Below are 24,520 nucleotides of genomic sequence, written 5' to 3'. Positions count from 1 at the left end.
GCGATGTACAGTAAAAAACATCCACATCGTACCATTTTACGAAAGGCAGAAAGCAGAGAGAGAAGTAATTCAGGTGACATGGTAAACCCCCGTTTACCATGTATTTAAACTCAATTTTTACAAGATTCAGTTCACCCTTTGTTAAGGAACCGTCAATGCTGTCCCTTTTCGCTTAGCGGTATCGTCATCGTGAACGATAGCCCTCCGCTGGCATTCCGTTCTGCAAAGATAGTACCGCGATGCGCCTCGCATATCGCTCGGGCAATAGAGAGCCCAAGCCCGGATCCACCGGTATGTCGTGAACGGGACTGCTCCTCACGCACAAACGGTGAAAATATGGTTTCAAGCAGTGCGTCCGGGACTGCCGGACCGTTGTCGCGGAAAATAACGGATACCTTTTTATCGCTGACATGATAACGAATATCCAGGATACCCCCTTCCGCAGCGTAACGCAGAGCATTGTCCATCAGGATCAAAAAGACCTGGCCTATCCGGTACGGATCAACCCGACAGGTCACAGATTCCCCCTCATGGTAGATAATGTTCACTCCCACCCTTTGGGCTGAAGGCATCGTCCATGCCACTTTCTCACGGATTATCTGGTCCAGGCTGGTTGATACCAGGCTCAAATTCAGCTGGTTGGCATCAGCCAGTTTTAACAGATGCAGATCGTCAACCAGTCTGTTTAAATCATTCATCTGCTGCATAATCATGTTCAACTGGGCCTGACTGGGTTCAAATACGCCGTCCATAATGCCCTGCAGACGACCGATGGCAGCCGTCAGCGGCGAGCGCAATTCATGTGCCATGATCACATGCGATTTTTTCAAATCTTTCTCGTAGCGTTCCAGCTGCATCGACATCCCGTTAAAGTTCTCGCTGAGGCTACGCAATTCAAGCGGCAGATTGTCCGGGACGGGCACACGGGTCCCAAATCCGCCTTCAGCAACAGACCGTGCCGCACCGGCAAGCCGGCTAATATGATGGGATATGGGGCGCGCTGTTTTCAGCGTAAGCATAAAAATAATCGGTATGAATATCAGAACCAGGATGCCAAGAATGACCCAGTCCTTAATCCCCATCGTCGGATCTGAGTAGGACAGCCCATACCAGGTGTCGATAATTTCATGATAGCGGTTGATGTTCTGTTCAGGGTGCTTGCTCAGAACTGAGAGTTCAGCCCTGACGGCCTCTGGCATCCGGTAGGCGTGCCATTTGTTTTCAACAAAAAATCGCACCCACATAAAAAAGGCGATAAGAATAATACTTCCGACTGCCAGAGATATCAGCCGCTTGCATATCCAGTTCCACAGCGTACTCGGTTCGCCTCGTGGAGATAACGTAAAATTTTTCATGCATTTGCAAATCGGTAACCGATCCCTCTTACGTTTATCAGCAAATCAGTCTGCCCCGCTGACTCGAGTTTTTTTCGCAAGTTATAGATATGCGTGTCCACAACGCGCTCCAGGGCTTCACTTTCTGGGAGACACGCTTCAAGAAGCGCCTGACGGGTGAAAGCCTTATTCGGTGACTTAAGAAATGTCATCAGCAGCAGCAGTTCCGTCGGCGTTAAATCCAGCGCTGTCCGTTGCCCGTGCTCGCTCTCAACGCTTACCGTCATGGACTCTGTATCTGCCTGCAGTCCCCGGTACTCAATAAGCGTGCTGCTGCGCTCGCCGGAATAACGACGGAGTACAGCATGGACTCTGGCGACCACCTCACCCGGGTTATAGGGCTTCACCACATAGTCATCCGCGCCAAATCGCAGGGCGCTGATTTTGTCGCTGCCGTCGCGGATGGCGGTGATCATAATCACGGGAATATCACTGCGCCGGCGCAGGGCCAGCAGAACATCGTTCCCGCTCATGCCGGGCAACATCACATCCAGCAAAATAATGTCGGGCTTCCAGCTGAATGCCAGTTCGAGCCCCCGGTTACCGCTGCTGGCCGAAGAGGTCTGAAACTGATCGCGCTTAAGGTAAGCCTCAAGCACATTCGCGGCATCCAAATCGTCTTCAATAATTAAAACACGTTTCACATTCGCACCTTGATGGAATCTTGATTAAATCTTGCAGGAATATTGATTGACCGCCCGCATACTCCGCAATTCATAGATATAAGCATAATTCATTCAGGAAGTTTTATGAAGGAAATAAAAATCGCCTTAGTAACACTCATCGCAGCATCGTTCGCTTCACAGGCATCATCAGATAAAAAAGCATCTTATGTCACGATTGGCGTGGGTTCACAATATGCGCCTGAATATACCGGCTCGAATAAATATGATGTCAATACGCTGCCGTATTTCGGATGGACTTACGATGACTGGTCCGTCAATACCGACAAAGGTATCGTCTATTCCCATCAGTTCAGTAATGGCGTTTACCTGGGGCAAGCTCTGGGGTATTCCCTTGGCCGCACGGATAGCGGAAACGCCTGGCTTCAGGAAGGCTCTGATAAACTTAAAGGTATGGGTAAGATTAATACCGTAATGAATACCACCACCACGGCAGGATGGTGGATGGCACCCTGGATAGGCTTTGAGGGAAATATTACGGCACCGCTGACTGAAAGCCAGGGAATACAATATAAAATTAAACTTAATGTCGTTCTTTTTGCTAACGACACAGATACCCTGCTAATCAGTACCGAAAGAAAATACGGCGACGCACGGTATAATAATACCTGGCTTGGGGTGAATGAAAATCAAAGTACCCATTCCGGATATAGACCTTTCAACGCGGGTAGCGGATTAAACAGTGTGAATTACGATATTAACTGGCAACACACATTTAATGATAACTGGTCCGGCTATGCGGATTTAGGGTATATCACACTTGCAGACCGTGTAAGCAGCAGCCCCATTGTGCAAAAGGATGAATATCTTCTCTTTACCGTCGGGGCATTTTATACATTCTGATGCAGGATATCGGTTATCTGGTGCTCTGACCGCCAGATAACCTGGTTTAGTGCGTTTTAAGCTTATTAATAAACCAGCGTCCGGCTGGCCCTGGAGGATATTGCGTCATATGTACCGCATGCATGGAAAAACCAGGGCCAACATCGGGCTGCATCTCCAGGTTCAGGATAACCAGTCTGCCATTAGCAAGATCGTCCTCAACCATAGGCAAAGGCATATAACCCCAACCGAGGCCCGCACGCAAGAATGCATGTTTTGCCCCCATGTCACCCAAACGCCACGTCTTAGCCGACATCACACCAATATTGGTGTGTCCATGATGCAGGATATTGAGCTGCGGGAAGTGTCGGGCGAACGCGATGAAACACTGTCAGCCCTGCTGGAACTTATGCGCGCAGAGCTTTATTTTCAGCACCCACCCAGTGGACCTTACATCCAGGGTATCGCTCAAGCCCTTGCCATACATCTCTCCCGTGCTTACCGGACATCGGCAAGGCGACACCACGGCGGGTTGCAGGCATATAAATTACACCGGGTATTTAAGGCGATGCATGAAGAGCTGGCTCACCCCTTTGACTTAGCACGTCTGGCTGGCCTTGCCGAGCTTAGCGAATTCCATTTCAGCCGGGTCTTTAAACAGTCTACCGGGCTTTCGCCTTCCCATTATTTTATCCGCTTGCGAATGGAAGAGGCGCGCCGCCTGTTGTCCGAGACAGAGGATTCGATGATCAGCATTGCCCTGACCGTGGGCTACAACAGCCCCAGCCATTTTGCTGCCATATTCCGCAAGCACACCGGTATTTCGCCCTCCCAATATCGCCACGAAAATATGCGTAGCAAAACACCGACAGTGTGAGCAAACCACCGCGCGAAGAGAGTGCCTTTTGCAGACATGATTGACCCGAACTTCAGATGTTCTTTGCTGAAGCGCTGAAACAAACGCATAAGAGGATCAATCATGGAACTCAACGGTAAATCAGCCATCGTGACCGGTGCATCAAGCGGAATCGGCGCAGCCACCGCCATTAAATTGGCCAGAGAGGGGGTCAAAGTGGGACTCGCGGCCCGCCGCCGGGATCGTCTCCAGGCGCTGGTGTCAGAAATCAAGGCCTTCGGCGGAGAATCCATTGCGCTGGAAATGGATGTGACTGACCAGGCGTCAGTCTTCGACGGCGTGAAGAAACTGCACGACGCCTATGGCCACATTGATATCGCCTTCAACGATGCCGGACTCATGCCCATTTCAGACATCGCCAGTCTCAAACTGGAGGAGTGGCATCGTATGGTTGATGTCAATATTAAGGGCTTAATGAACACGGTTGCCGCGGTACTCCCTGTGATGCAAGCGCAAAAGTCAGGGCATATCATCAATACGTCCTCGATTGCGGGCAGAAAAACGTTCGCTGGACTCGGGGTATATTGCGCGACGAAACATGCGGTAGCCGCATTTTCAGATGTATTACGCATGGAGCTTTCGTCTCAATACAATATTCGCGTAACCTCACTTCAGCCAGGCGCGGTTGAAAGTGAATTATTCGAGCACATTACTGACGAAAACTACCGTGCACAGATGGAAAACCTGAAGGAACACATGACGTTCCTGAAGTCAGAGGATATTGCTGATTCCATCCTTTATGTGCTGCGCGCGCCGGACCATGTCGACGTGGCAGAATTGTTCATCATGCCCACAGAGCAGCAGTGGTAAGTTTGTCATGCGGGCCACACCGGTTGTCTGGCCCGCGTTATGACCTTTTCAATACACATACAATTTTCACCCTGCACTCTGTGACGCGACAAAAAAAGCTGCCTTACAGGCAGCTTTCGTGGTGCATATGCGTTAGCCAGTTCAGTTCGCAGACGCGGTAGGTCGAATCGTGATTTCTGTTGTATCAACATTTTCAGGCGCTTCAATCACTTGCCGAACAGCGCGGGCAATATCAGCCGGCTGGAGTGCAATGGAACGGTATACCTCCATTGCCGCCTGCGTTTCCGGATGAGTAATGGTCGAGGCAAGTTCGCTTTCCACCACACCGGGGTTGACGCAGGTGACACGGATGCTGGCACTTTCCTGTCGCAAGCCATCTGAAATCGCCCGAACGGCGAACTTTGTGGCGCAATAGACGGCAGCTGTCGGCACCACAGAGAGAGCACCGATAGAGCCAATATTGATTATCTGACCGGAGCCCTGCGCTTCCATGGTGGGAAGCACGGCGCCAATCCCCCATAGTACGCCCTTGATATTCACATCGATGGTACGTTCCCATTCATCATATTTACCCGCTGCCAGCGGAGAAAGGGGCATTATTCCCGCGTTGTTGATCAGAACGTCAATACGCCCCCACGTAGTCAGTGCCGCCTGCACGAAATCAGACATCGACTGGCGATTTGTGACATCCAGCTCGCAGGCTTCAGCATGCCCGCCTGTACTGCGGATTTCTGCAGCGATGGCTTCTATACGATCTTTCCTGCGTGCCCCAAGTAACAACTTCGCGCCTGCATTGCCAAGCTCTCGTGCAATACCCTCTCCGATACCGCTGGATGCACCGGTGATCAAGATGACTTTATCCATGATTTACTCCTTCAGTTGAGTTCAGAGGGATAATAGAACGAGGGTATTGTTTCGTGTATCCTGCCACTGGTGTACACACTGGTTAGCAAACCTAAACAATGAAAATTGACCTTAATCTTTTACCTCTGTTTCTGGCTGTCGCGGAGGAACGTAGCTTCAGCGCTGCCGCCGAACGTCTTGGCGTGACGCGATCGGCGGTCAGCCAGGGGATCAGACGCCTGGAGGATACGTTCGGGACCCTGCTTGTCATGCGCACCACACGTTCGGTAAACCTGACTGAAGCGGGAGAACGGCTGCGAAAATCGTTGTCCGTACCGCTATCAACGATTGACGCGGCGTGCGAAGACGTTCTCTCTGACAACGGGCCGCGAGGGCATCTGAAAATTGCTGTCACCTCAATTGCAGAAGAATTTCTTTCAGGCCCTCTGCTCGCGTCCTTTGCAGCCGCTAACCCTGCCGTCACCATCGATATCGTCGTGTCGGATGACGAATTTGATATCGTGGCAGCGGGCTATGATGCCGGCGTAAGGCTCGGTGACGTGATCGAAAAAGACATGATTGCTGTCCCTCTGACGGGACAGCAACGGGAAGTGGTGGTGGCATCACCAACTTATCTGGCCGCCCACAGCGCACCGCGCCATCCGCGAGAGCTTATCCGCCATCGCTGTATCGGCTGGCGCCCATCGCCAGACGTCGCGCCCTATCGCTGGGAATTTGAGGAAGCGGGAAGACCTTTCGACGTGGCGGTTGAACCGCATATCACCACCAACGATCTCCGTCTCATGCTCAGGCTCGCGCTTGCGGGGGGAGGAATTACCTTTGCAACCTATGAAACATTCAGGCCATTTATTGAAAAAGGACAGCTTGTTTCATTACTGGATGATTTTCTTCCGCCTTTTCCTGGGTTTTATCTGTACTTCCCGCAACGTCGAAATATGGCCCCCAAGCTGCGGGCTCTGATTGAACACGTCAGGCAGTGGGGGAAGACGTCACTGCAGTAGTTTCAAACCCGCGCAGAATATTTAGCTGCCGGAGAGTTGCCGCGCCGTAGCAGCGAATGACGCATGCTCGACTGGGCAAGCCATTAACCGGGGTGTACCTCAGGCAGGCAAGAAATTTTGTTCAACCGTTTATTTAACAGCCTCATATTCGAGTTTGAGAACTATGGCTGCCCTTTTGTTACCGAGCGCGTAAGGCTTGTGCGAAGTTCGTTTTCAAGGAAAGCGACACATGCTCGTGTTTCAGCGGAGATGATATTAGCCGGGGGATAAAGTAGATATGCAGGGAATGAAGGAACAAGGTAGTCGGGTAACACAGGTACGAGATGCCCGTCGGCAATCTCCTGTCGGCAAACCGGAGACTGCAATACCCCGATTGCCTTTCCTGCCAGAAGTACAGTACGTAACGGCCGCCAGTGGCTGGAAGTGAATGTTATTCTCACAGGGACGGTGAGTAACGCGTTGTCAGGCGCGATCAGCGTCACATGGTTATTCATAAACAGGCCCGAAACACGAGCAAACGCATGTCGGGCGAGCTCACCCGGTGTACGGGGCATATCATAACGCTGCAAATATTCGGGAGAGGCCACCAGCAACCGCTCAATTTTCCCCAACGGGCGGGCAACATAATATCCTTCCCCCGCCTCACCAAGACGTAGCGAGATATCCACACCTTCGGTGACCGGGTCCGTCACTCTGTCACTGAGCACCAGATCTATGTTTATGCCCGGATAGGCCAATTGCAGTTTAAGCAGGGCGGGCATAAGTACCTCTTCCCCGGCACCATAGGGTGCGGCAATGCGCAGGGTTCCACTAATTGCTTCACCATTATCCACGATTGCCAGCGCATGGTCAGCCGCTGCAACGGCGCTTTTGCTCCGTTCATAGAACAGCGTCCCGCTATTGGTGAGAGACATTCGGCGCGTGTGACGTCGCAGCAGGCGGGTATTAAGATGAGCTTCCAGACGCTCTATCCTTTCACTGACCGCCGGCTGTCCGATGCCGAGATCGCGCGCGGCGGCAGACATGCTTCCGCGCTCAACCACCCGAATGAAAATACGCATTGCCGTAAGTAAATCCATTCACCGATTATATTGGTAAAACCGATAAATGAAAGTGGTCCCGCCCCTCTACTGGCAGGCCCTTCTGTTAATGAAAATCTGTGCGTCCACGGCTGGTGTAGCTATGGCGTACAGAACATTTCATTTTTTACGGGAAAAGAAGCATGTCAGATATCAGGCTTTATATGTTCCAGTCGGGCTATCAGCGTTGTAAATATCACGATATCAGGATGAATCAGGGTGAAGGCTCCGACTACATTATACCTGTCCCCTGGTTTTTACTGACGCATCCGCAGGGGAATGTTGTTATTGACGGTGGTCTTGCGGTGGAAGGGCTGAAGGATCCCCGCGCCTACTGGGGACCGACTGTTGACCAGTATCACCCCATCATGGATACAAACCAGGGCTGTAGAAGACAACTGGCGAAGCTCGGAATAAGGCCAGAATCGGTGCGTTATGTTTTACTCTCCCACCTCCATTCTGACCATACCGGTGCGATTGGCCGCTTTCCTGAAGCCACTCATCTTGTGCAGCGTGCTGAGTACGACTATGCCTTTTCACCGGACTGGTTTACCGCCGGGGCCTACTGTCGGAAAGATTTTCATCGCGAAGGTCTCAAATGGCAGTTTCTGGCAGGAGATGCCGATGACGGTTTTGATCTGTATCGCGACGGCGTTCTGAAAATTATTTACACACCAGGCCACTCCCCGGGTCATCAATCTTTTGTCGTCTCCCTGCCGAGTGGAAAATCGTTCACCCTGGCGATAGATGCTGCCTATACGCTTGACCATTTTCAGGATAAAGCCCTGCCTGGCTTGATGACATCGGCCAGTGAGGTGGCACGATCGGTGGCAAAACTAAGAGTGGTTACCCAGATGCATAATGCGGAAATTATTCCCGGGCACGATCCTGATATCTGGCCGCATTATGCGATGAAGACGGAGGGCTATAACTGATACGAACGGTGATAGTGACAATACCTCTTCCCTGAGGCGATAACCCTGGTCATTTATGCTTAGCACAGAGGCAAGCCTTCATTGCTATCACTCATGAATTTTAACCACCACTTTCCCCTTTGCATGCCCGCGAGCCAGATAGGCGAAGGCGTCGCCAGTTTCGGCAAAGGGGAAAACGTTGTCGATAACGGGTTTGATGCGTTGAGCGTCCATGAGTTCAGCGATTTGGCTAAGCTGGCTGCCATCAGGGCGGACAAAAAGAAACGAATAGGTTAACCCTCGTTTTTTTGACAGTCGCATGATTTTGCGGCTCATCAGTCCTAATACGAAACGCAGGAACACATTAAGGTGCCTTTCCCGTGCGAAAGCCGTATCTAACGGCCCGATCAGGGAAACTATCTTCCCTCCCGGTTTAAGGATTTGGGTGGATTTCTCAATCGCGTCACCTCTGATAGTCCCGAGGACAATATCGTAGCCGCTCAGCACTTTTTCGAATTCCTGCTTTTTATAGTCAACCACCTCATCTGCACCAAGGCGGCTCACCCAGTCAATGTTGGCGGTGCTGGTTGTCGTCCCTACCGTTGCGCCAAGGTGTTTTGCCAGTTGGATAGCAAAACTGCCAATTCCACCGGAGCCGGCCGGGATAAATACTTTCTGCCCCGCTCGCAGCTTCGCGCGTTCCGTCAGCGCTTGCCAGGAGGTGAGACCGACCATCGGAAGCGACGCTGCCTGTACGAAATCCAGAGTGGCGGGTTTTAACGCTGCAAGGTTTTCTGGCACCCGCACAAATTCAGCAAGCGAACCCGTTCCCCTGTCAAAAATACTGGCAAACACCTCATCGCCTGCTTTGAAACGCGTCACGCGACGTCCTGTGGCAACGACAACGCCGGACACGTCACTGCCCAACGTCGCGGGGAGACTGAAATGCAGAACACGTTTGAACATGCCGGTCGGGATCATGTTATCGATCGGGTTCAGACCTACTGCATACACTTTGACCAGAATTTCATCATCACCAGGGGAGGGAAAATCGACGTCGTCGAATCCCAGTTCAGGGGATTTACCATAGCGTTTGAACGTAAATGCTTTCATCGTCTTCTTATTCATTTGTCTTTTACTCTGCCGGGTTTGCCGGTGGCGTGTTTCTTACCAACGCTGTTGCTGAGTAAAAAAGCGATACCCAGGAATAGCTCGATAAATACTGCAATAACGATCTGCCCATTAACGTGTCCTGCATACCACTCAACAACGCCGGACACGGCTAACGTACCGATCCCTGCTGCCAGGGCATAGCGTGCCAGCGTGGGCTCTGCATGCCTGGCGAATAAACACATCACCCCCAGGCCTGCATACAGGGCGGCAGAGCGATGGCCGAGCACATCAGTTCCCGGTGTTGGCGTGATTCCCCACTGCGTTAACAGCAGTTGCGGGCAGAACATCCATATCGCCGCCAGGATGAAAAACAACCCGGCAGTCAGAATAGCCAGTTGAGAAAATTTCATATTCTTATTCTTTCGCGTCGAGCTGAAGACTGTTGCGTACTACCTTGTCCAGAAGTGAAGCAGGCGCAAAGCGGCGAATGAAATTCAGTTTCCCCGCCAGCGTGCCCGCCGTATAACGCACCTTAGGCCGTAAAGACTGGGCAGCCTTTACCACCACATCAGCCACCACTTCCGGACGTTCCGCCTCGTCCATTGCCTTGCTGACGACGTTGTTCAGCTTAGCCCGGAGCGGTTCATATTCTTCTAGCTTCGCGTCAGGTTCTAAATTGTTTGCGTCGAACTGTGTCTTTATATAGGCCGGCTCGATCACGGAAACCCTGATACCCTGTGTGCGCAGTTCATGGTCCAGCGCGCCCGTATACCCTTCAACCGCATGCTTACTGGCTGCATACAGTGCCACGTAAGGTAGCGGGACAATCCCTAATATCGAACCAATGTTGATGATGCGCCCACTGCCCTGACGGCGCATGTGCGGGATCACTGCCCGCGTCATTCTGACCAGGCCAAGAAAGTTGGTGTCGAAAATACGCCTGGCCTGATCAATCGAACTTTCTTCCGCGGCCGCAGGAGCAACCCCAAAGCCCGCATTATTCACCAGCAAATCTATCCGCCCTTCCAGGTGCAGTAACGCCTCAATGGCGGCGCTCACGGACGCATCGTCCGTCACATCAAGCGTTAATAACGCAAAGGGATGTGTACCTGCCTGCGCACCGCGCCGGCTGGTGCCATAGACCGTATACCCCGCGGCCAGCAGTTTTTTAGCCGACGCCTCACCGATCCCCGAAGAAGCTCCGGTCACCAGTGCTACACGTTTTTTTGTCATTCTCACTACGCTCTCTTGATAGAGTCCTGCTCACCCTGCAGCGCAACAACACGCTGCAGGGAAACAACGCGGCATAGGGTTATGCCGAATCCCCGTGGCTACACTGTGTACCGTTCTGCCGCTTTAGCCTGATTGATATCCGCCAGAAGAGCCTGACGCGCCTTCTCCAGGTCATCCCAGTGGGCAGCATTTTGTAAAGGAGGGATGGTGACGAGTTCGCGACGATCAAAGCCGGCCAGGGCTGCGTCAACTAACTGACCCACTTCCATCATCTCGGGCGCCTTACTGATATCAATACCTGCACGTTCCCAGATTTCGGTGTAAGTGCCGGCCGGAAGTACCGCCTGGACGTAAACGCCCGCGGAGGACAGCTCAAGATGCAATCCCTGCGACAGGAAAAGCACAAAGGCTTTGGTTGCACCGTAAACCGTCATGGCAAATTCCGGGGCGAGCCCAACGACGGAACTGATATTGACGATTGCGCCTTCTCCGGTTTTGACAAACCGAGGCGCCGCGGCACTGGCAAGCCTCGTCAGCGCAGTGACGTTCAGGGCGATAAGACGCTCAATTGCCTCAGGCGTCTGGCCGGTAAAATTGCCCGACTGTGCCATGCCTGCGTTGTTAATCAGCACCCCTATTTTTTCGTCTTCACGAAGACGAGCTTCCACCGTCGCTAAATCCGCTGCCTGAGTGAGATCGGCTGGCAGAACATCTACAGAAACGCCCTTCTCCTGTCGCAGACGCTCGGCGAGTGCGTCTAATTTTGTTTTATCGCGGGCAACCAGTACCAAGTCATGTCCACGGTTCGCAAATCTTTGCGCATAAACAGCACCAATACCCGTCGATGCGCCTGTAATGAGAACTGAAGTTTTCGTCATATGTGATCTTCTTTATTCAATGTTGAACAGAATCTGCACTGTTCGATGCAGGTAAATCCGGGGATATGTCCGGCTCTCTTTGCTGATCTCAGTCAGACTGACAGAGCGCGCATACCTCTGCGAAGCGCCGTCGGGGACATGGATTTAATGATGATGATCATAATCTATAAAGTCAACTGGTTTGATTATGATCATCATCAATGTATAATTGAGCCTTGTTTTGTAAGGGGGCGGGAAAGCATGAAAGTGTCAAAAGAGCAGGTTCGGGAAAACCGGATGCGCATTGTTGAAACAGCATCAGAACTTTTTCGTGAGCGCGGCTATGACGGCGTGGGCGTGGCGGAGCTGATGTCTGCGGCGGGTTTAACCCACGGCGGGTTTTATAAGCACTTTGGTTCAAAGGCTGACCTGATGTCAGAAGCCATGAACTGTGGTTTTGTACACGCCGCGGAAAACCTGGCGGGTGTGGACAGAGAAAAATTCATTGAATATTACCTCTCCCGACAGCATCGCGATGATATGGCCAGGGGTTGTGTGATGTCTGCCCTGGGCACCGACACCGCCCGTCAGTCCGGGTCCATCAAAGAGACATTTGCAGCCGGGGTTGAACGCCAGCTGGCAATGTTAAGCGACGAAAATGTCTCACGTGCTGACCTGATAGACACCTTTGCACATCTTGTCGGGGCTCTGGTGTTGTCCCGTGCCTGCCCGGATAATTCTGCGCTCGCTGACGAAATTCTGGATGTCTGCCGCTCGCGTATTCTGCGTGAGGAGCCGCGAAAAGAGTGAATATTTTGCAGCCGGGTGAGTGATTGCCAGGAGATATCAGGAAGATTTGATGACGGAGGTCATAAAAAAGGTAGGTATTTTTGAGAAAAGTTTTGGAGAGGTTTTGGAGAAAGAAAAAAAGTTATATATTCCAGCCCGTTAAATCCAAATATACCTTCTGAGTTCAGAGGCTTACTCATGTCATGGCAATACTTCAAACAGACTTACCTGGTTAAGTTCTGGTCACCTGTACCCGCCGTTATCGCAGCGGGGATCCTGTCTACTTACTATTTCGGCATTACCGGTACGTTCTGGGCTGTAACCGGCGAGTTTACCCGCTGGGGTGGACAGCTGCTGCAGCTTGCCGGTGTGCATGCTGAAGAGTGGGGTTACTTTAAGCTCATTCATCTGGAAGGCACTCCGCTGACCCGCATCGACGGGATGATGATCATCGGCATGTTCGGCGGCTGTTTTGCCGCCGCGCTGTGGGCAAACAACGTTAAGCTGAGAATGCCAAAAAGTCGGATCCGCATCGTACAGGCGGTCATCGGCGGCATGATTGCCGGTTTCGGTGCGCGCCTGGCGATGGGCTGTAACCTTGCCGCCTTCTTTACCGGTATCCCACAGTTTTCGCTACATGCCTGGTTCTTTGCCGTCGCTACCGCCATCGGTTCTTACTTTGGCGCAAAATTTACCCTTTTGCCGCTGTTCCGTATTCCCGTCAGGATGGTTAAGGTCAGCGCCGCATCGCCGCTGACGCAAAAACCGGCCCAGGCACGCCGTCGTTTCCGCCTGGGGATGCTGGTCTTTTTCGCCATGGTGGCATGGGCACTGTGTACAGCGCTCAATCAACCTAAACTGGGTCTGGCAATGCTGTTTGGCGTGGGCTTTGGTTTGCTTATTGAACGCGCGCAGATCTGCTTTACTTCAGCGTTTCGCGATATGTGGATCACCGGGCGGACAATGATGGCAAAAGCGATTATTGCCGGGATGGCGGTGAGTGCTATCGGCATCTTCAGCTATGTTCAGTTAGGTGTTGAACCGAAAATCATGTGGGCTGGCCCGAATGCGGTGATTGGCGGCCTGCTGTTTGGCTTCGGGATTGTGCTGGCTGGCGGTTGTGAAACCGGCTGGATGTACCGCGCCGTTGAAGGTCAGGTGCATTACTGGTGGGTTGGCCTGGGGAACGTGCTCGGGTCAACTCTCCTCGCGTACTACTGGGATTCCCTTTCTCCTGTCCTCGCGACAAACTGGGATAAGGTCAACCTGCTCAGCACGTTCGGCCCACTCGGTGGCCTGTTGGTCACGTACGCCCTGCTGCTGGTCGCTTTTTTACTGGTGATTGCGCAGGAGAAACGGTTCTTCCGCCGTGCCGCTGTCAAAAATGAAACGCAGGAGAATGCCGCATGAAAGAGATCGTACCTGACTATCGTCTGGATATGGTGGGCGAACCCTGCCCTTATCCCGCTGTCGCTACGCTGGAAGCCCTGCCTCAGCTCAGGAAAGGGGAAATTCTGGAGGTGGTAAGCGACTGCCCGCAGTCCATCAACAACATTCCTCTGGATGCTAAAAACCACGGTTACACCGTGCTGGACATTCAACAGGATGGGCCAACCATTCGTTATTTGATACAGAAATAATCCCGCCACAGACGCTCCTTAACCGGGGCGTCTTTCCTGCCCCAAAAATCCGCCTTACGTCCCACTTTGGCGGTAAAAGCAGCCCTCTGTTCACCCCCGGAACTACACTTAAAGTGGATAAAAAACAAACAGGAGGTGTGGCATGTTTGCGTCAATTCTCGTTCCTGTCGATATTTCAGAGCGTCGCCTGACCGAACAGGTGATTCCCTATGTTCAGGCGAACGCAGCAATCAGTAACGGCAAAGTGCATTTTCTGACTGTCGTTCCTTCTTTCCCCTACTATTCCTCTCTTGGTCTGGCCTATTCCGTTGAGATGCCAAAACTGGAAGAAATGCAGCAGGAGGCGCTGGCGAAATTGAATGAGATCGTTACGCAGTTCAATTTACCGGCCGACCGCATTCAGACCCACGCCATTTCTGGCACGCCTAAAGATCAGATCCTGAAACTGGCTGAGAGTATCAATGCAGACCTGATAATTATTGCGTCTCATCGACCTGATATTTCGACCTATCTGTTAGGCTCTAACGCTGCGGTCGTCGTGCGCCACGCAAAATGCCCGGTGCTGGTGGTGCGTTAGCGTGCCTGCGAGGAAAGATAAGCCCCGGGCTATCGGGGCTTATCTACTGTGAAAGTGACCGTTTCTGTTTGACGGCTTTTATTCGGTGATAAACACCATATTTGCACGGCACGCAGCGTTTCGCGTTCAAACACCCCTTCAGGCTGTGCAGAGACAATACGTATATCGTATGGATGACCATCGTCGCCCACAGAAAAAGAGAAAACAACGTTACCCTCAATGCCCAGCGCCTGTGCCTTTACGGGCATGGCAGGGAAAGGCTTATTCGTTATTCCATTGCACGGTTTCTGCGCCGGTTCAGGTTGCATGGGCTGTTGATGGCAGCCAGAAATGAGCGTAACCGCAGCCGCAATAATTATTCTTTTCAATATTATGTCCTGTAAAATTTAACGTCTCGCTTTTCGAGAACAGTATATTGCGGCATCTGGCATTAATCTCCTCCCAACTCCGATAGCCTGCTTGCGGAATAACTTTCATAAATGGACTTTCTCATGAATCAAATTCTTTCGTCAGTGTGTATTACTGCTGTGCTTGCCGGATGTGTTCCCCTTCCCCCTAAACGCTGTCACAAACAACGTGCCCCCGATGCCTGTACTTATAAGCATTCCGGTAAAGCCTCGGATAACAATATCCACGGGCTACAGGCCTGCGCCATTGAGCAATCACTGGACGCCGCACTGACCGATCCTCACGCATAAAGCGGTAAGCGGTGCAACCTGCACCTCGACTTTAGGAATGGTGTGAATAGGTTATTGTCAGGCGTTGGCTGACGCGGCTAAACGGGCAGTATTTCGGCCGTTTACGGTTCAGCATGTATTTGATGAGATGAGTTCAGCACGCTGGAATATGGAGGGGCAACCTTAATCCCCCCGAAGCAAGACTGGCCATAACCAGGCCAGTCTCAGGGGATAAATCAGAAACGATAACCCGCGGAGAACATAAACACCCACGGATCGAGGCGAGTGCTGATACTTTGCTGTTCACCGCCCGCTTTAAAGCGAACGTCGGTATCAATGTCCATGTACCAGACCGAGGCGTTAATTAACCAGTCACGGTTAATCAGATAGTCCAGCCCCACCTGCCCCGCAACACCCCACGAGTCTTTCAGACTGAGATCGGTAAGCCCGGCTTCTTTACCGGTATCGTTAAATTTCTCGTCGAAGAAGGTGGTGTAGTTCACCCCTGCGCCAATATACGGACGCACCTTACTGTTAGCATCACCAAAGTACCACTGCGCCATCAGTGTTGGCGGTAAATGGTGCACCGTCGCGATATCCCCGGTTGGCCCTAAACCGACGCGATGACGGAATGGCGTTGCTGCCAGAAGCTCAACACCAATGTTCTCCGTCGCCATATACGTAAAGGTCAAACCGAGCTGGGTATTGTTGCTGACGTTAAAACCGCCCATACCCAGTACGCTATCAGAGCCTTCTGTTGGACGCACCGTTGCCGAACCGGCACGAATAAAGAATTCACCTGCTTCATGCGCATACGCGCCGCCAGAGAGACTGCTTAATACAAGGGCTGCCACCGCTAATTTTTTCATATCCGCTCCATCGTTGTGGTTTTAGTCGCGGAGGAGAATATACTCACAAATGAGTAATAAGTGATCTGCTACAGATCACATTAAAACCAGTAAGTTAACATTCATTGATCTGGGTTAATTTTTGGTGACACACCGTAAAGCGATAAGTTGTCGTCAGGTCAATTTCTGGCATTTCGGCGTTACAAAATTTTCTCTTTTCACCCTCTTGCTCTTCCTCTCGCGGCTGGATAATTTAGCGCTCTCACAAGTTGATTTGATGCGTTCTTCTTTTGCAGGTGTGCCATGAGTGATTTTAACCCGTGCATGACGTGCGGAGCCTGTTGTGCGTATTTTCGAGTCTCTTTCTACTGGGCCGAAGCCAGCGATGGCGGCGGTACCGTTCCGGTTCATCTCACTGAACCGTTAACGCCTTTTCTGCGCTGCATGAGCGGCACCAACCAAAAACCGTGCCGATGCGCTGCGCTTCATGGTGAACCTGGGGTGTCCACCCGGTGCTCTATCTACGAGCACCGCCCCAGCCCGTGCCGGGAATTTTCCATGTCAGGTGAGGATGGGCAGGTCAATGAAGCCTGTAATCGTGCCCGTGCGCGCTTTGGATTACCGCCGCTTTACAAAGATATGCTTTTCCATACAAGCCTTGATGCTGCCACGACAGTGTTATCCGGTGTACAATTGCTGGCTAATTAACACCTGCAATACTCAAGGAGAGTGCATGTCTATCACGGCGAAGTCTGTCTACCGTGACACGGGAAACTTTTTCCGCAATCAGTTCTTAACCTTTTTACTGATCGCGTTGCTATGCGCCTTCATTACAGTGGTGCTTGGCCATGCGTTCTCGCCAAGTGACGAACAGATTGCCAGCCTGAGCCAGGGCGACAACCTTGCAGATAGCGTGGGGTTGTTTGAACTGGTACAAAACATGACGCCGGAGCAGCAACAAATCCTGCTGCGGGCTTCCGCTGCTTCGACATTCTCTGGTCTTATCGGCAATGCGATTCTGGCAGGTGGCGTTCTGCTGATGATTCAGCTGGTTTCCGCCGGTCAGCGCGTCAGCGCCCTGCGGGCGATTGGTGCCAGCGCGCCGGTATTACCGAAGCTGTTTATCCTCATCTTTTTAACCACCATGCTGGTGCAGATGGGGATTATGCTGGTCGTCGTGCCGGGTGTATTACTGGCTATCGTGCTCTCCTTCGCGCCGGTAATGGTCGTGCAGGATAAACTGGGGATCTTTACCGCGATGCGCAGCAGCATCCGGCTCGCCTGGGCAAATATACGCCTGGTGGCACCGGCTGTTATCGGCTGGCTGTTGGCGAAAACGCTCCTGCTGCTGTTTGCCCCGAATTTTGCGGTACTCACGCCAAATGTTGGCGCGGTGGTGGCAAATACGCTGAGCAACCTCATTTCAGCGGTACTGCTGGTCTATCTGTTCCGCCTGTATATGTTAATTCGTCAGTAATCCTGTGGCCGGGAACGTCAGCCCGGCCCTACACAGAAGATGGAATCACAGAATGAAGCAGTTTCTTGATTTTTTACCGCTTGTGGTCTTTTTCGCTTTCTACAAGCTGTATGACATTTATGCCGCCACGACTGCACTGATCGTGGCCACAGCGGTTGTGCTGATCTACAGCTGGGTTCGCTACCGTAAAGTTGAAAAAATGGCGCTGGTGACCTTCGTCCTGGTCGCGGTGTTTGGTGGACTCACCCTGTTCTTCCACAACGATGAATTCATCAAATGGAAAGTCACGGTGATTTATGCTCTGTTTGCGGGTGCGTTACTGATTAGCCAGTGGGTGATGAAGAAGCCGCTGATCCAGCGCATGCTGGGCAAAGAGCTGACGCTGCCTCAGGAAGTGTGGTCCCGACTGAATATCGCCTGGGCGATCTTCTTTATTCTCTGTGGTCTTGCCAATATCTATATTGCTTTCTGGCTGCCGCAGAATATCTGGGTCAACTTCAAGGTCTTTGGCCTGACGGCTCTGACGCTCATCTTCACGCTGTTAAGTGGCGTTTATATCTATCGCCACATGCCACAGGACGACCAGCACTGATCGTTCACCGACCAGAACGTGTGCAGCAGGCGTTCTGGTCTATTCTCTCCAGCCTGAAATCATAGTAGCATCCCGCCTGAAGTCTTCAGTTACGAGTTAAAACAATGACAACAAATAACGCCCCTCAGGGCGAACTGGTTTTACGCACACTGGCAATGCCCGCTGACACCAATGCCAATGGCGATATTTTTGGCGGCTGGCTGATGTCGCAAATGGATATGGGCGGCGCTATTCTGGCAAAAGAGATTGCACATGGCCGGGTAGTGACGGTGAGAGTGGATGGCATGACCTTCCTGCGCCCGGTTGCAGTGGGTGATGTGGTTTGCTGTTACGCGCGTTGCGTAAAACGTGGCAATACCTCCATCTCCATTAACATCGAAGTGTGGGTGAAAAAGGTCTCGTCCGAACCCATTGGACAGCGTTATAAAGCGACAGAAGCGCTGTTTATTTATGTGGCCGTGGACAACGAAGGTAAACCCCGACCGCTTCCTCAGGCCTGATTGTCCGGTAAAAAAAGCCTCCTTGCGGAGGCTTTTTTTATTCCATCTGTGCCCCGCCATTCAGGCGGAAGACAATATTCACGATCAGTCCGTTGCCCGGTTTACCGGCTTCATAACGCCATCTGCGCATCGCCGTTTTCACTTCTCTTTCGAACATATTAGACGGCTGCGCGGACAGTATTTCCACGTTCTCAACACGCCCTTCCGGCGTAACATCAAATTTCACCCGTACACGCCCCTCAATACGTAATGCCTGAGCACGAGCCGGATACTGCGGCTGATTACGGCTGACCGCACGCGGTCCCGCGGGTGCGGTGACTGTCGGTTTGGCTGTCGTCGTGGTGTTATTCATCACCGGACGCGAAGGTGCTGCGTTTTCTACCGTCTGCGTGGCGCGGGGTTCAACCGGACGCGTTTCGCGTTTTGGACGTTCTTCTACCTTCTTCACCGGTTTTGGCTTCGGCTTAGGTTTCGGCTTCGGCTCGGGTTTGTGGATCACCACCGGAGCTTCTTTTGGCGGTTCCGGCACCGGTTCAGGTTCGGGTTCCGGTTCGGCGACGGGCTGTGGCGGCGGAGGCGCAACCTGCGGTGGTTCGAGATCCGCTGGCGATACCATCGTCACAGAAATAGGCTGTGCGGGCGCTGGCATTTCAACAACCTGATGAACCGAGGTATAAAGCAAACCCGCCACGACAGCACCGTGAATAACGACAGAAAGCAGCGTCGACCAGGGAAAGCGGCGAGGTAAATCAAGGGTCATCGAAGTCATAATCATCAACGTTAAAAAACCGAACACTGATTTTAAATGCAAATAGCAATCATATTCAATAAGACACTTTGTCCTGGCGCAATTTAAGCGCAAGAGAGGCCAAAAAAGGCGCATTCAGATCAGGGTTTTAACATTGTTTTTATCTTTACATTGCAGTCAGTTGCCCTTTCACATAACGTTACTGACACTTTTAATGGTTAAGGAGCTTCACCGTGCTTTACGTGATTTACTCTGAAGATGTCGCTGATTCCCTCGAAAAACGCCAGTCCGTTCGCCCTGCCCATCTGGCGCGTTTACAACTGCTCCAGGATGAAGGTCGATTACTGACCGCGGGTCCAATGCCTGCGGTAGACAGCAATGACCCTGGCGCTGCCGGTTTCGCGGGCTCCACGGTGATCGCCGAGTTTGAATCCCTGGAAGCGGCTCAGGCCTGGGCTGATGCAGACCCGTACGTTGCCGCAGGTGTCTATGCGAAGGTGACGGTTCGCCCGTACAAGAAAGTGTTTTGATGCAAAAGTGGCTCCGAAAGGAGCCACTCATCTCTTCAGTGCAGTGACGCTAAGCGCGCCGCAAATCCGACAAACAGCAGCCCAATCAGCCCGTTCCCCAGCTTTGCCAGTTTCTTTTTGGTTTTCAGATAACGCGTGACAAACGCACCAGAGAAGATCAGGAAGCTCATATACATAAAGCTAATCAGCTCCAGCGTGGTCGCGAGGATCAGGAAAGACGTGCCCGTGTTTTTCGCATTCACATCGATGAACTGCACAAAGAACGAGACATAGAACAAAATAGCCTTTGGATTCGTCAGGCTCAGCACCAGCGAGCGTTTCATGATCATGCTCGCAGGCTCGGTTCCGCTCTCATGGGTATTCTTCTGACGGGTGATGACTGACCAGAGCATTTTGCCGCCGAGCCACAGGAGATAGAAAGCACCGAGGTAGCGCACAATATTAAACAGAACCGGGGTCGCCTGGATTAATGCTGCGACGCCCGCCCAGGCCAGAAACATCAGCACTGCATCGCCGATAAACACGCCAGTGGCGGCGAGATACCCTTTTTTTACACCGTGCCCAATACCGGTTTTCAGTACAAACAATGTGTTCGGTCCAGGCACCAGCACGATAAAAAATGCCCCTACAACATAGGTCCAGAAATTAAGTACACCAAACTCCGCAAACACCTCTCCCTCCTTTTGCTAAAAAACGACGGGAATATCGCTGCAAATACGATATCCTCAAAATCAGACGCTATTGTACGCCGTTATAGCCATCAAGATAAGTCGCAGACAGTTCGTTACCAAATAAAACAGCGTCCTTCTCTTCCATTTGAGACGTCCATTTATCCGCGGTATTACCGTCGAAAGCATGCTCCGTTTTCGCCTGATTCTTCAGTTGATCGCGAATGCTTTGGGCGTACTGGTTTGCCTCAGACAGTGTGCGTCCTGCAGCGCGATCGGTTTTCCCCTGCTCATACAGCTCACGGAACTGAGGGACATTCAGACGATAATTTTGCGATACACTTGACGTAAAATTGCCGCCAGTAAAATTGGTTTTATGCGACACGAAATAATAAGCATGCCTTTCCGGTGACGTTTTACTGCTGGCACAACCGCTCAACACGGCAATCCCAAGAAGGGCAGCAACCACTTTTCCGTTCATCTCTTTTCCTTTTTAGTTTATCCAGTGCGATATCCCGCTGAGCAGTAAATTAATCAACGCGGATAATGACGATAATCCTGCGTTTTCCCTGATCGCATCCAGCGCAAGCAGCACAATAAATACCCAGAGATAAGGATTCATCTTTGAAATGCATAAGATTAAGAGGGCGGAGTATATCGCGGAATGAATCGGGGGAGAGACTGCGAAAAATGATAGCCTGAAAATCAGTGGGCACCTTAACGGTGCCCTGATGGTTCTCAGATAACCTGTGTAGCGAACAGCAACGCGTTACGGTGTCTGGTCATTCCACATTTTCTGATGGCGTGTATACGCATATTGCGGCGGGATTGTGCTTCCAGCCAACGAGCCTTGCGACGACTCACCTGTCGCAACATGCGCCAGCGCCCTACTTCTGTTCTACTGCGCTTCATGTTTACAACTCTTTCTCTAACAGAAACCCCATTATAAACCCAACCCCGCAGCAAACCAGCGCTTTTAACTGGCGTTTTTATTTGCCAGATGATTCCTGATGCGTACACTCATAACAATACGCTTTCAAAAGGATTTTTTTACCTATGACAACCTTCTACACCGTGGTGAGTTGGCTGGTCATTCTGGGATACTGGCTGTTAATCGCGGGTGTGACTTTGCGCATCCTGATGAAGCGCAGAGCCGTACCCTCTGCCATGGCCTGGCTGCTGATAATCTACATCCTGCCGCTGGTGGGGATTATTGCCTATCTCTCTTTCGGTGAGCTACATCTGGGTAAACGCCGTGCCGAGCGTGCCCGCGCCATGTGGCCTTCAACCGCCAAATGGCTCCACGATCTCAAAGCCTGCAAACATATCTTTGCCGAGGAGAACAGCAGTGTTGCCTCCTCGCTGTTTAAGCTGTGCGAACTCCGTCAGGGTATTGGCGGCGTTAAGGGCAACCAGCTCCAGTTGCTGACCTCCTCGGATGACGTCATGCAGGCCCTCATCCGCGATATTCAACTGGCTCGCCATAATATCGAGATGGTGTTCTATATCTGGCAGCCTGGCGGCATGGCCGATCAGGTTGCTGAATCGCTGATGGCCGCTGCGCGTCGGGGCATTCATTGCCGCCTGTTGCTGGACTCCGCTGGCAGCGTCGCCTTCTTCCGTAGCCCCTGGGCGGGCATGATGCGTAATGCCGGTATTGAAGTGGTTGAGGCGCTGAAGGTCAATCTCTTGCGTGTGTTTCTGCGCCGGATGGACCTTCGCCAGCACCGTAAAATGATCATGATCGACAACTATATTGCCTATACCGGCAGCATGAACATGGTTGACCCGCGGTTCTTCAAGCAGGACTCGGGTGTCGGGCAATGGGTAGACCTGATGGCGAGAATGGAGGGGCCCATTGCCACCTCGATGGGCATCGTTTATTCCTGCGACTGGGAGATAGAAACCGGGAAACGTATCCTGCCGCCACCACCGGATGGCAATATCATGCCGTTTGAAGAGGCCAGCGGGCACACCATCCATACTATCGCTTCCGGACCGGGCTTCCCGGAGGACCTGATCCATCAGGCGTTGCTGACGGCCACTTACGCAGCGCGTGAATATTTGATCATGACCACCCCCTACTTTGTTCCCAGCGATGACCTGCTGCACGCCATCTGTACCGCGGCACAGCGCGGTGTCGATGTGAGTATCATCTTGCCACGCAAAAATGACTCGCTTCTGGTGGGCTGGGCCAGCCGGGCATTCTTCAGTGAACTGCTGGCTGCGGGGGTGAAAATCTACCAGTTTGAAGGCGGATTACTCCACACCAAGAGCGTGCTTGTCGACGGCGAGTTAAGTCTGGTGGGTACGGTTAACCTGGATATGCGCAGTCTGTGGCTGAACTTTGAAATCACACTGGTGATCGATGATGCCGGCTTTGGCGGCGATCTGGCCGCGGTCCAGGATGATTATATCTCCCGCTCGCGACTGCTGGATGCCAGACTGTGGGTTAAACGCCCGCTGTGGCAGAGAATTACCGAACGACTGTTTTACTTCTTTAGTCCGTTGCTGTAAAACGTGCCCAACGATGTTAAACAGGTAGTCATCATGGAAATGGATCTGAACAATCGCCTGACCGAAGACGAAACGCTCGAACAGGCCTATGACATTTTTCTCGAACTGGCGGTTGATAACCTCGATCCCGCAGACGTGATCCTCTTTAATCTCCAGTTTGAAGAGCGCGGGGGCGCCGAGTTGTTCGACCCTTCTGAAGACTGGGCTGAACATGTGGATTTCGACCTCAATCCTGACTTCTTTGCCGAAGTGGTGATTGGCCTGGCCGATGAAGATGGCGGTGAAATTAACGACATCTTCGCCCGCGTCCTGCTGTGTCGCGAGAAAGACCACAAGCTGTGTCATATTCTCTGGCGCGAATAATAAAAAAGGCTGCGATTGCAGCCTTTTTTATTTAATCCGGTAACTCACTTCCGCACTGATTACAAAACCGCGCGCTGTGTTCATGTTCACCCTGGTGACATTTCGGGCATTTTCGTTGCGCCTTACGGTTCTGAAAGGCGCTGCTCATGTGCGTAGTAATGAGCCCTGTCGGGACCGCAATCACCGAATAACCAATCAGAATCAGTACCGAGGCGACAATCCGTCCCAGCGGAGTGTGAGGGGCTATATCACCATAGCCAACGGTCGTAACGGTCACAATCGCCCAATAAACAGAAGCATTCAGCGTTGAGAAGCCATTCTTCGGCCCTTCTATCAAATACATCAGCGCGCCGAATATCACCATAACGATGGCAATAAATGAGTAGAACAGGATCAGCTGATGCCGTGCGCTGACGATGGCACTCCAGAATATCCGCAATGACGGCATAAACCGCAGCAGTTTAAGAATGCGTAACACTCGAATAACGCGCATCGCTCGCCAGGCAAAAACATAGCTCAGACTGATTTCCGGCCATAGCCACATGACATAGAGCGGCAGGATCGTGGCTAAATCAATAAATCCCCAGAAGCTGAAGACATATTTCGCCGGGTCAGGCCAACAGAATACCCGCAGGAAATATTCAGCGGTAAAGACCAGCGTAATGACCAGCTCCAGCCAGACAAAAAGATGCCATTCTTCCAGCGTCAGGTGATACTGCGTTCCGACGCCCGATTCGATAAAAATGATCACCACGCTGAGCAGCGCAAACAGCGCGCAGAGGGCTTCAAAACGCCGTCCGGTTACCGTTTCAGGATCGAATAAAAGATGATAGAGCCGCCGACGGACGGAGGTGAATAATCGCGACACATTAACCTCGCAAATAATAAGGGCTGACATCATGTCAGCC

General features: G+C 52.0%; 34 protein-coding genes. 17 read left to right on the top strand and 17 right to left on the bottom strand.

Translation table 11 applies throughout. The features are described 5' to 3' along the window. Window positions 1-152: 152 nt before the first annotated feature. Window positions 153-1,355: a sensor histidine kinase gene (locus tag AB6731_RS03640; protein WP_371005892.1), complete on the bottom strand. Its 1,203-nt coding sequence runs from the start codon at window positions 1,353-1,355 to the stop codon at window positions 153-155. Then, window positions 1,352-2,038, bottom strand: coding sequence for a response regulator (locus AB6731_RS03635; protein WP_371005891.1), 687 nt, complete (start codon window positions 2,036-2,038; stop codon window positions 1,352-1,354). The genes AB6731_RS03640 and AB6731_RS03635 overlap by 4 nt, the downstream gene beginning before the upstream one ends. A gap of 105 nt (window positions 2,039-2,143) precedes the next feature. Here AB6731_RS03635 and AB6731_RS03630 point away from each other — a divergent pair, with 105 nt between their 5' ends. Then, the gene (locus tag AB6731_RS03630; RefSeq protein ID WP_371005890.1) at window positions 2,144-2,920 is read left to right on the top strand and encodes a MipA/OmpV family protein; all 777 of its coding nucleotides are present in this window, start codon (window positions 2,144-2,146) and stop codon (window positions 2,918-2,920) included. 46 nt (window positions 2,921-2,966) lie between these two features. Here AB6731_RS03630 and AB6731_RS03625 read toward each other — a convergent pair whose 3' ends face one another. Continuing rightward, window positions 2,967-3,224: a LysR substrate-binding domain-containing protein gene (locus AB6731_RS03625; RefSeq protein ID WP_371006129.1), complete on the bottom strand. Its 258-nt coding sequence runs from the start codon at window positions 3,222-3,224 to the stop codon at window positions 2,967-2,969. Between AB6731_RS03625 and AB6731_RS03620 the strand changes: the two genes are divergently transcribed. Both AB6731_RS03620 and AB6731_RS03615 read left to right on the top strand, forming a co-directional pair. Further along, the gene (locus AB6731_RS03620; protein WP_371006127.1) at window positions 3,171-3,776 is read left to right on the top strand and encodes a helix-turn-helix domain-containing protein; all 606 of its coding nucleotides are present in this window, start codon (window positions 3,171-3,173) and stop codon (window positions 3,774-3,776) included. The genes AB6731_RS03625 and AB6731_RS03620 overlap by 54 nt on opposite strands. A gap of 102 nt (window positions 3,777-3,878) precedes the next feature. After that, window positions 3,879-4,625 (top strand): SDR family oxidoreductase, encoded by a 747-nt coding sequence (locus tag AB6731_RS03615; RefSeq protein WP_371005889.1) that lies wholly within the window; start codon window positions 3,879-3,881, stop codon window positions 4,623-4,625. 141 nt (window positions 4,626-4,766) lie between these two features. Here AB6731_RS03615 and AB6731_RS03610 read toward each other — a convergent pair whose 3' ends face one another. Then, entirely contained in the window at window positions 4,767-5,489 is a 723-nt protein-coding gene (locus AB6731_RS03610) for an SDR family oxidoreductase (protein ID WP_014170418.1), read from the bottom strand. A 98-nt stretch (window positions 5,490-5,587) separates the two neighbouring features. Here AB6731_RS03610 and AB6731_RS03605 point away from each other — a divergent pair, with 98 nt between their 5' ends. Next, window positions 5,588-6,490, top strand: a complete 903-nt coding sequence (locus tag AB6731_RS03605; protein ID WP_079230901.1) for a LysR family transcriptional regulator — start codon at window positions 5,588-5,590, stop codon at window positions 6,488-6,490. 161 nt (window positions 6,491-6,651) lie between these two features. On the opposite strand, the gene AB6731_RS03600 is transcribed toward AB6731_RS03605, so the two are convergent. Further along, window positions 6,652-7,551, bottom strand: coding sequence for a LysR family transcriptional regulator (locus tag AB6731_RS03600; RefSeq protein WP_223399124.1), 900 nt, complete (start codon window positions 7,549-7,551; stop codon window positions 6,652-6,654). Between the two features lie 161 nt (window positions 7,552-7,712). Between AB6731_RS03600 and attM the strand changes: the two genes are divergently transcribed. Beyond that, a complete protein-coding gene (attM, locus tag AB6731_RS03595; RefSeq protein ID WP_032680856.1) occupies window positions 7,713-8,504 on the top strand; it encodes an N-acyl homoserine lactonase AttM in 792 nt (263 codons plus the stop codon). Window positions 8,505-8,591: 87 nt separating this feature from the next. Here attM and AB6731_RS03590 read toward each other — a convergent pair whose 3' ends face one another. From AB6731_RS03590 to AB6731_RS03575, 4 genes are all read right to left on the bottom strand, one after another. Beyond that, window positions 8,592-9,611: an NADP-dependent oxidoreductase gene (locus tag AB6731_RS03590; RefSeq protein ID WP_193162248.1), complete on the bottom strand. Its 1,020-nt coding sequence runs from the start codon at window positions 9,609-9,611 to the stop codon at window positions 8,592-8,594. Then, window positions 9,608-10,006: a hypothetical protein gene (locus AB6731_RS03585; RefSeq protein WP_371005888.1), complete on the bottom strand. Its 399-nt coding sequence runs from the start codon at window positions 10,004-10,006 to the stop codon at window positions 9,608-9,610. Before AB6731_RS03585 ends, AB6731_RS03590 begins: the two co-directional genes overlap by 4 nt. A gap of 4 nt (window positions 10,007-10,010) precedes the next feature. Next, window positions 10,011-10,829, bottom strand: coding sequence for an oxidoreductase (locus AB6731_RS03580; RefSeq protein WP_025203940.1), 819 nt, complete (start codon window positions 10,827-10,829; stop codon window positions 10,011-10,013). Window positions 10,830-10,927: 98 nt separating this feature from the next. Then, on the bottom strand, window positions 10,928-11,707 hold the full coding sequence (locus AB6731_RS03575; protein WP_311382639.1) for an SDR family oxidoreductase: 780 nt from the start codon (window positions 11,705-11,707) through the stop codon (window positions 10,928-10,930). Window positions 11,708-11,947: 240 nt separating this feature from the next. Here AB6731_RS03575 and AB6731_RS03570 point away from each other — a divergent pair, with 240 nt between their 5' ends. From AB6731_RS03570 to uspF, 4 genes are all read left to right on the top strand, one after another. Further along, a complete protein-coding gene (locus AB6731_RS03570; protein ID WP_049023770.1) occupies window positions 11,948-12,496 on the top strand; it encodes a TetR/AcrR family transcriptional regulator in 549 nt (182 codons plus the stop codon). A gap of 177 nt (window positions 12,497-12,673) precedes the next feature. Next, complete coding sequence (gene yedE / locus AB6731_RS03565; RefSeq protein WP_134178731.1) at window positions 12,674-13,885, top strand: selenium metabolism membrane protein YedE/FdhT; 1,212 nt, start codon at window positions 12,674-12,676, stop codon at window positions 13,883-13,885. Beyond that, entirely contained in the window at window positions 13,882-14,115 is a 234-nt protein-coding gene (gene yedF / locus AB6731_RS03560) for a sulfurtransferase-like selenium metabolism protein YedF (RefSeq protein WP_014170428.1), read from the top strand. The genes yedE and yedF overlap by 4 nt, the downstream gene beginning before the upstream one ends. 142 nt (window positions 14,116-14,257) lie before the next feature. Next, window positions 14,258-14,692, top strand: a complete 435-nt coding sequence (gene uspF / locus AB6731_RS03555) for a universal stress protein UspF (RefSeq protein WP_014170429.1) — start codon at window positions 14,258-14,260, stop codon at window positions 14,690-14,692. A gap of 29 nt (window positions 14,693-14,721) precedes the next feature. On the opposite strand, the gene AB6731_RS03550 is transcribed toward uspF, so the two are convergent. Next, window positions 14,722-15,060, bottom strand: a complete 339-nt coding sequence (locus tag AB6731_RS03550) for an energy transducer TonB (protein ID WP_080765204.1) — start codon at window positions 15,058-15,060, stop codon at window positions 14,722-14,724. Between the two features lie 123 nt (window positions 15,061-15,183). Between AB6731_RS03550 and AB6731_RS03545 the strand changes: the two genes are divergently transcribed. Then, complete coding sequence (locus AB6731_RS03545) at window positions 15,184-15,390, top strand: hypothetical protein (RefSeq protein WP_315971845.1); 207 nt, start codon at window positions 15,184-15,186, stop codon at window positions 15,388-15,390. Between the two features lie 215 nt (window positions 15,391-15,605). Here the strand turns inward: AB6731_RS03545 and ompW are convergent, their stop codons facing one another. Further along, a complete protein-coding gene (gene ompW / locus AB6731_RS03540) occupies window positions 15,606-16,238 on the bottom strand; it encodes an outer membrane protein OmpW (RefSeq protein ID WP_014170432.1) in 633 nt (210 codons plus the stop codon). Window positions 16,239-16,520: 282 nt separating this feature from the next. Here ompW and AB6731_RS03535 point away from each other — a divergent pair, with 282 nt between their 5' ends. From AB6731_RS03535 to yciA, 4 genes are all read left to right on the top strand, one after another. Further along, the gene (locus tag AB6731_RS03535; protein WP_371005887.1) at window positions 16,521-16,925 is read left to right on the top strand and encodes a YkgJ family cysteine cluster protein; all 405 of its coding nucleotides are present in this window, start codon (window positions 16,521-16,523) and stop codon (window positions 16,923-16,925) included. 25 nt (window positions 16,926-16,950) lie between these two features. Next, window positions 16,951-17,694, top strand: coding sequence for a YciC family protein (locus tag AB6731_RS03530; RefSeq protein WP_020882388.1), 744 nt, complete (start codon window positions 16,951-16,953; stop codon window positions 17,692-17,694). Window positions 17,695-17,746: 52 nt separating this feature from the next. Further along, window positions 17,747-18,286: a septation protein A gene (locus AB6731_RS03525; protein ID WP_020882387.1), complete on the top strand. Its 540-nt coding sequence runs from the start codon at window positions 17,747-17,749 to the stop codon at window positions 18,284-18,286. Between the two features lie 104 nt (window positions 18,287-18,390). Beyond that, window positions 18,391-18,786, top strand: a complete 396-nt coding sequence (gene yciA / locus AB6731_RS03520) for an acyl-CoA thioester hydrolase YciA (protein ID WP_014170435.1) — start codon at window positions 18,391-18,393, stop codon at window positions 18,784-18,786. A gap of 37 nt (window positions 18,787-18,823) precedes the next feature. On the opposite strand, the gene tonB is transcribed toward yciA, so the two are convergent. After that, window positions 18,824-19,546 carry a TonB system transport protein TonB gene (gene tonB, locus AB6731_RS03515; protein WP_148576771.1) on the bottom strand — a complete coding sequence of 241 codons (723 nt, stop codon included), beginning with the start codon at window positions 19,544-19,546 and terminating at the stop codon, window positions 18,824-18,826. Window positions 19,547-19,767: 221 nt separating this feature from the next. Between tonB and AB6731_RS03510 the strand changes: the two genes are divergently transcribed. Beyond that, the gene (locus AB6731_RS03510) at window positions 19,768-20,064 is read left to right on the top strand and encodes a YciI family protein (RefSeq protein ID WP_014170437.1); all 297 of its coding nucleotides are present in this window, start codon (window positions 19,768-19,770) and stop codon (window positions 20,062-20,064) included. A gap of 35 nt (window positions 20,065-20,099) precedes the next feature. On the opposite strand, the gene leuE is transcribed toward AB6731_RS03510, so the two are convergent. The 4 genes from leuE to AB6731_RS03490 all read right to left on the bottom strand — a co-directional run bounded on the left by leuE (window position 20,100) and on the right by AB6731_RS03490 (window position 21,644). Beyond that, window positions 20,100-20,735 carry a leucine efflux protein LeuE gene (gene leuE, locus AB6731_RS03505; RefSeq protein WP_063214312.1) on the bottom strand — a complete coding sequence of 212 codons (636 nt, stop codon included), beginning with the start codon at window positions 20,733-20,735 and terminating at the stop codon, window positions 20,100-20,102. A gap of 67 nt (window positions 20,736-20,802) precedes the next feature. Next, complete coding sequence (locus tag AB6731_RS03500; protein WP_032680848.1) at window positions 20,803-21,213, bottom strand: Exc2 family lipoprotein; 411 nt, start codon at window positions 21,211-21,213, stop codon at window positions 20,803-20,805. Window positions 21,214-21,225: 12 nt separating this feature from the next. After that, window positions 21,226-21,354 (bottom strand): hypothetical protein, encoded by a 129-nt coding sequence (locus AB6731_RS03495; RefSeq protein WP_014170440.1) that lies wholly within the window; start codon window positions 21,352-21,354, stop codon window positions 21,226-21,228. 116 nt (window positions 21,355-21,470) lie between these two features. Beyond that, window positions 21,471-21,644, bottom strand: a complete 174-nt coding sequence (locus tag AB6731_RS03490; protein WP_086463573.1) for a YciY family protein — start codon at window positions 21,642-21,644, stop codon at window positions 21,471-21,473. A gap of 144 nt (window positions 21,645-21,788) precedes the next feature. Here AB6731_RS03490 and cls point away from each other — a divergent pair, with 144 nt between their 5' ends. Further along, window positions 21,789-23,249, top strand: a complete 1,461-nt coding sequence (cls, locus tag AB6731_RS03485) for a cardiolipin synthase (RefSeq protein WP_025203931.1) — start codon at window positions 21,789-21,791, stop codon at window positions 23,247-23,249. A 33-nt stretch (window positions 23,250-23,282) separates the two neighbouring features. Further along, entirely contained in the window at window positions 23,283-23,612 is a 330-nt protein-coding gene (locus AB6731_RS03480; RefSeq protein ID WP_006810881.1) for an HI1450 family dsDNA-mimic protein, read from the top strand. Window positions 23,613-23,643: 31 nt separating this feature from the next. On the opposite strand, the gene AB6731_RS03475 is transcribed toward AB6731_RS03480, so the two are convergent. Further along, window positions 23,644-24,513: an ion transporter gene (locus AB6731_RS03475; protein ID WP_032678336.1), complete on the bottom strand. Its 870-nt coding sequence runs from the start codon at window positions 24,511-24,513 to the stop codon at window positions 23,644-23,646. Window positions 24,514-24,520: the final 7 nt, after the last annotated feature.

This window comes from Enterobacter sp. RCC_40 (assembly GCF_041360735.1).
Taxonomy (GTDB): Bacteria; Pseudomonadota; Gammaproteobacteria; order Enterobacterales; family Enterobacteriaceae; genus Enterobacter; species Enterobacter ludwigii.
The sequence above is the reverse complement of the archived record's forward strand: the minus strand, read 5'-3'. Positions and strand labels throughout refer to the sequence as shown.

Coding starts and splice junctions, on each gene's coding strand:
- AB6731_RS03590 (WP_193162248.1), bottom strand. CDS start 9,611: ATGAATAAGAAGACGATGAAAGCATTTACGTTCAAACGCTATGGTAAA.
- AB6731_RS03535 (WP_371005887.1), top strand. CDS start 16,521: ATGAGTGATTTTAACCCGTGCATGACGTGCGGAGCCTGTTGTGCGTAT.
- AB6731_RS03580 (WP_025203940.1), bottom strand. CDS start 10,829: ATGACAAAAAAACGTGTAGCACTGGTGACCGGAGCTTCTTCGGGGATC.
- AB6731_RS03525 (WP_020882387.1), top strand. CDS start 17,747: ATGAAGCAGTTTCTTGATTTTTTACCGCTTGTGGTCTTTTTCGCTTTC.
- AB6731_RS03640 (WP_371005892.1), bottom strand. CDS start 1,355: ATGAAAAATTTTACGTTATCTCCACGAGGCGAACCGAGTACGCTGTGG.
- AB6731_RS03630 (WP_371005890.1), top strand. CDS start 2,144: ATGAAGGAAATAAAAATCGCCTTAGTAACACTCATCGCAGCATCGTTC.
- yciA (WP_014170435.1), top strand. CDS start 18,391: ATGACAACAAATAACGCCCCTCAGGGCGAACTGGTTTTACGCACACTG.
- yedE (WP_134178731.1), top strand. CDS start 12,674: ATGTCATGGCAATACTTCAAACAGACTTACCTGGTTAAGTTCTGGTCA.
- AB6731_RS03620 (WP_371006127.1), top strand. CDS start 3,171: ATGTTTTGCCCCCATGTCACCCAAACGCCACGTCTTAGCCGACATCAC.
- AB6731_RS03575 (WP_311382639.1), bottom strand. CDS start 11,707: ATGACGAAAACTTCAGTTCTCATTACAGGCGCATCGACGGGTATTGGT.
- cls (WP_025203931.1), top strand. CDS start 21,789: ATGACAACCTTCTACACCGTGGTGAGTTGGCTGGTCATTCTGGGATAC.
- attM (WP_032680856.1), top strand. CDS start 7,713: ATGTCAGATATCAGGCTTTATATGTTCCAGTCGGGCTATCAGCGTTGT.
- AB6731_RS03585 (WP_371005888.1), bottom strand. CDS start 10,006: ATGAAATTTTCTCAACTGGCTATTCTGACTGCCGGGTTGTTTTTCATC.
- uspF (WP_014170429.1), top strand. CDS start 14,258: ATGTTTGCGTCAATTCTCGTTCCTGTCGATATTTCAGAGCGTCGCCTG.
- AB6731_RS03530 (WP_020882388.1), top strand. CDS start 16,951: ATGTCTATCACGGCGAAGTCTGTCTACCGTGACACGGGAAACTTTTTC.
- tonB (WP_148576771.1), bottom strand. CDS start 19,546: ATGACCCTTGATTTACCTCGCCGCTTTCCCTGGTCGACGCTGCTTTCT.
- AB6731_RS03490 (WP_086463573.1), bottom strand. CDS start 21,644: ATGAAGCGCAGTAGAACAGAAGTAGGGCGCTGGCGCATGTTGCGACAG.
- yedF (WP_014170428.1), top strand. CDS start 13,882: ATGAAAGAGATCGTACCTGACTATCGTCTGGATATGGTGGGCGAACCC.
- AB6731_RS03480 (WP_006810881.1), top strand. CDS start 23,283: ATGGAAATGGATCTGAACAATCGCCTGACCGAAGACGAAACGCTCGAA.
- AB6731_RS03615 (WP_371005889.1), top strand. CDS start 3,879: ATGGAACTCAACGGTAAATCAGCCATCGTGACCGGTGCATCAAGCGGA.
- AB6731_RS03500 (WP_032680848.1), bottom strand. CDS start 21,213: ATGAACGGAAAAGTGGTTGCTGCCCTTCTTGGGATTGCCGTGTTGAGC.
- AB6731_RS03570 (WP_049023770.1), top strand. CDS start 11,948: ATGAAAGTGTCAAAAGAGCAGGTTCGGGAAAACCGGATGCGCATTGTT.
- AB6731_RS03475 (WP_032678336.1), bottom strand. CDS start 24,513: ATGATGTCAGCCCTTATTATTTGCGAGGTTAATGTGTCGCGATTATTC.
- ompW (WP_014170432.1), bottom strand. CDS start 16,238: ATGAAAAAATTAGCGGTGGCAGCCCTTGTATTAAGCAGTCTCTCTGGC.
- AB6731_RS03600 (WP_223399124.1), bottom strand. CDS start 7,551: ATGCGTATTTTCATTCGGGTGGTTGAGCGCGGAAGCATGTCTGCCGCC.
- AB6731_RS03495 (WP_014170440.1), bottom strand. CDS start 21,354: ATGAATCCTTATCTCTGGGTATTTATTGTGCTGCTTGCGCTGGATGCG.
- AB6731_RS03545 (WP_315971845.1), top strand. CDS start 15,184: ATGAATCAAATTCTTTCGTCAGTGTGTATTACTGCTGTGCTTGCCGGA.
- AB6731_RS03610 (WP_014170418.1), bottom strand. CDS start 5,489: ATGGATAAAGTCATCTTGATCACCGGTGCATCCAGCGGTATCGGAGAG.
- AB6731_RS03605 (WP_079230901.1), top strand. CDS start 5,588: ATGAAAATTGACCTTAATCTTTTACCTCTGTTTCTGGCTGTCGCGGAG.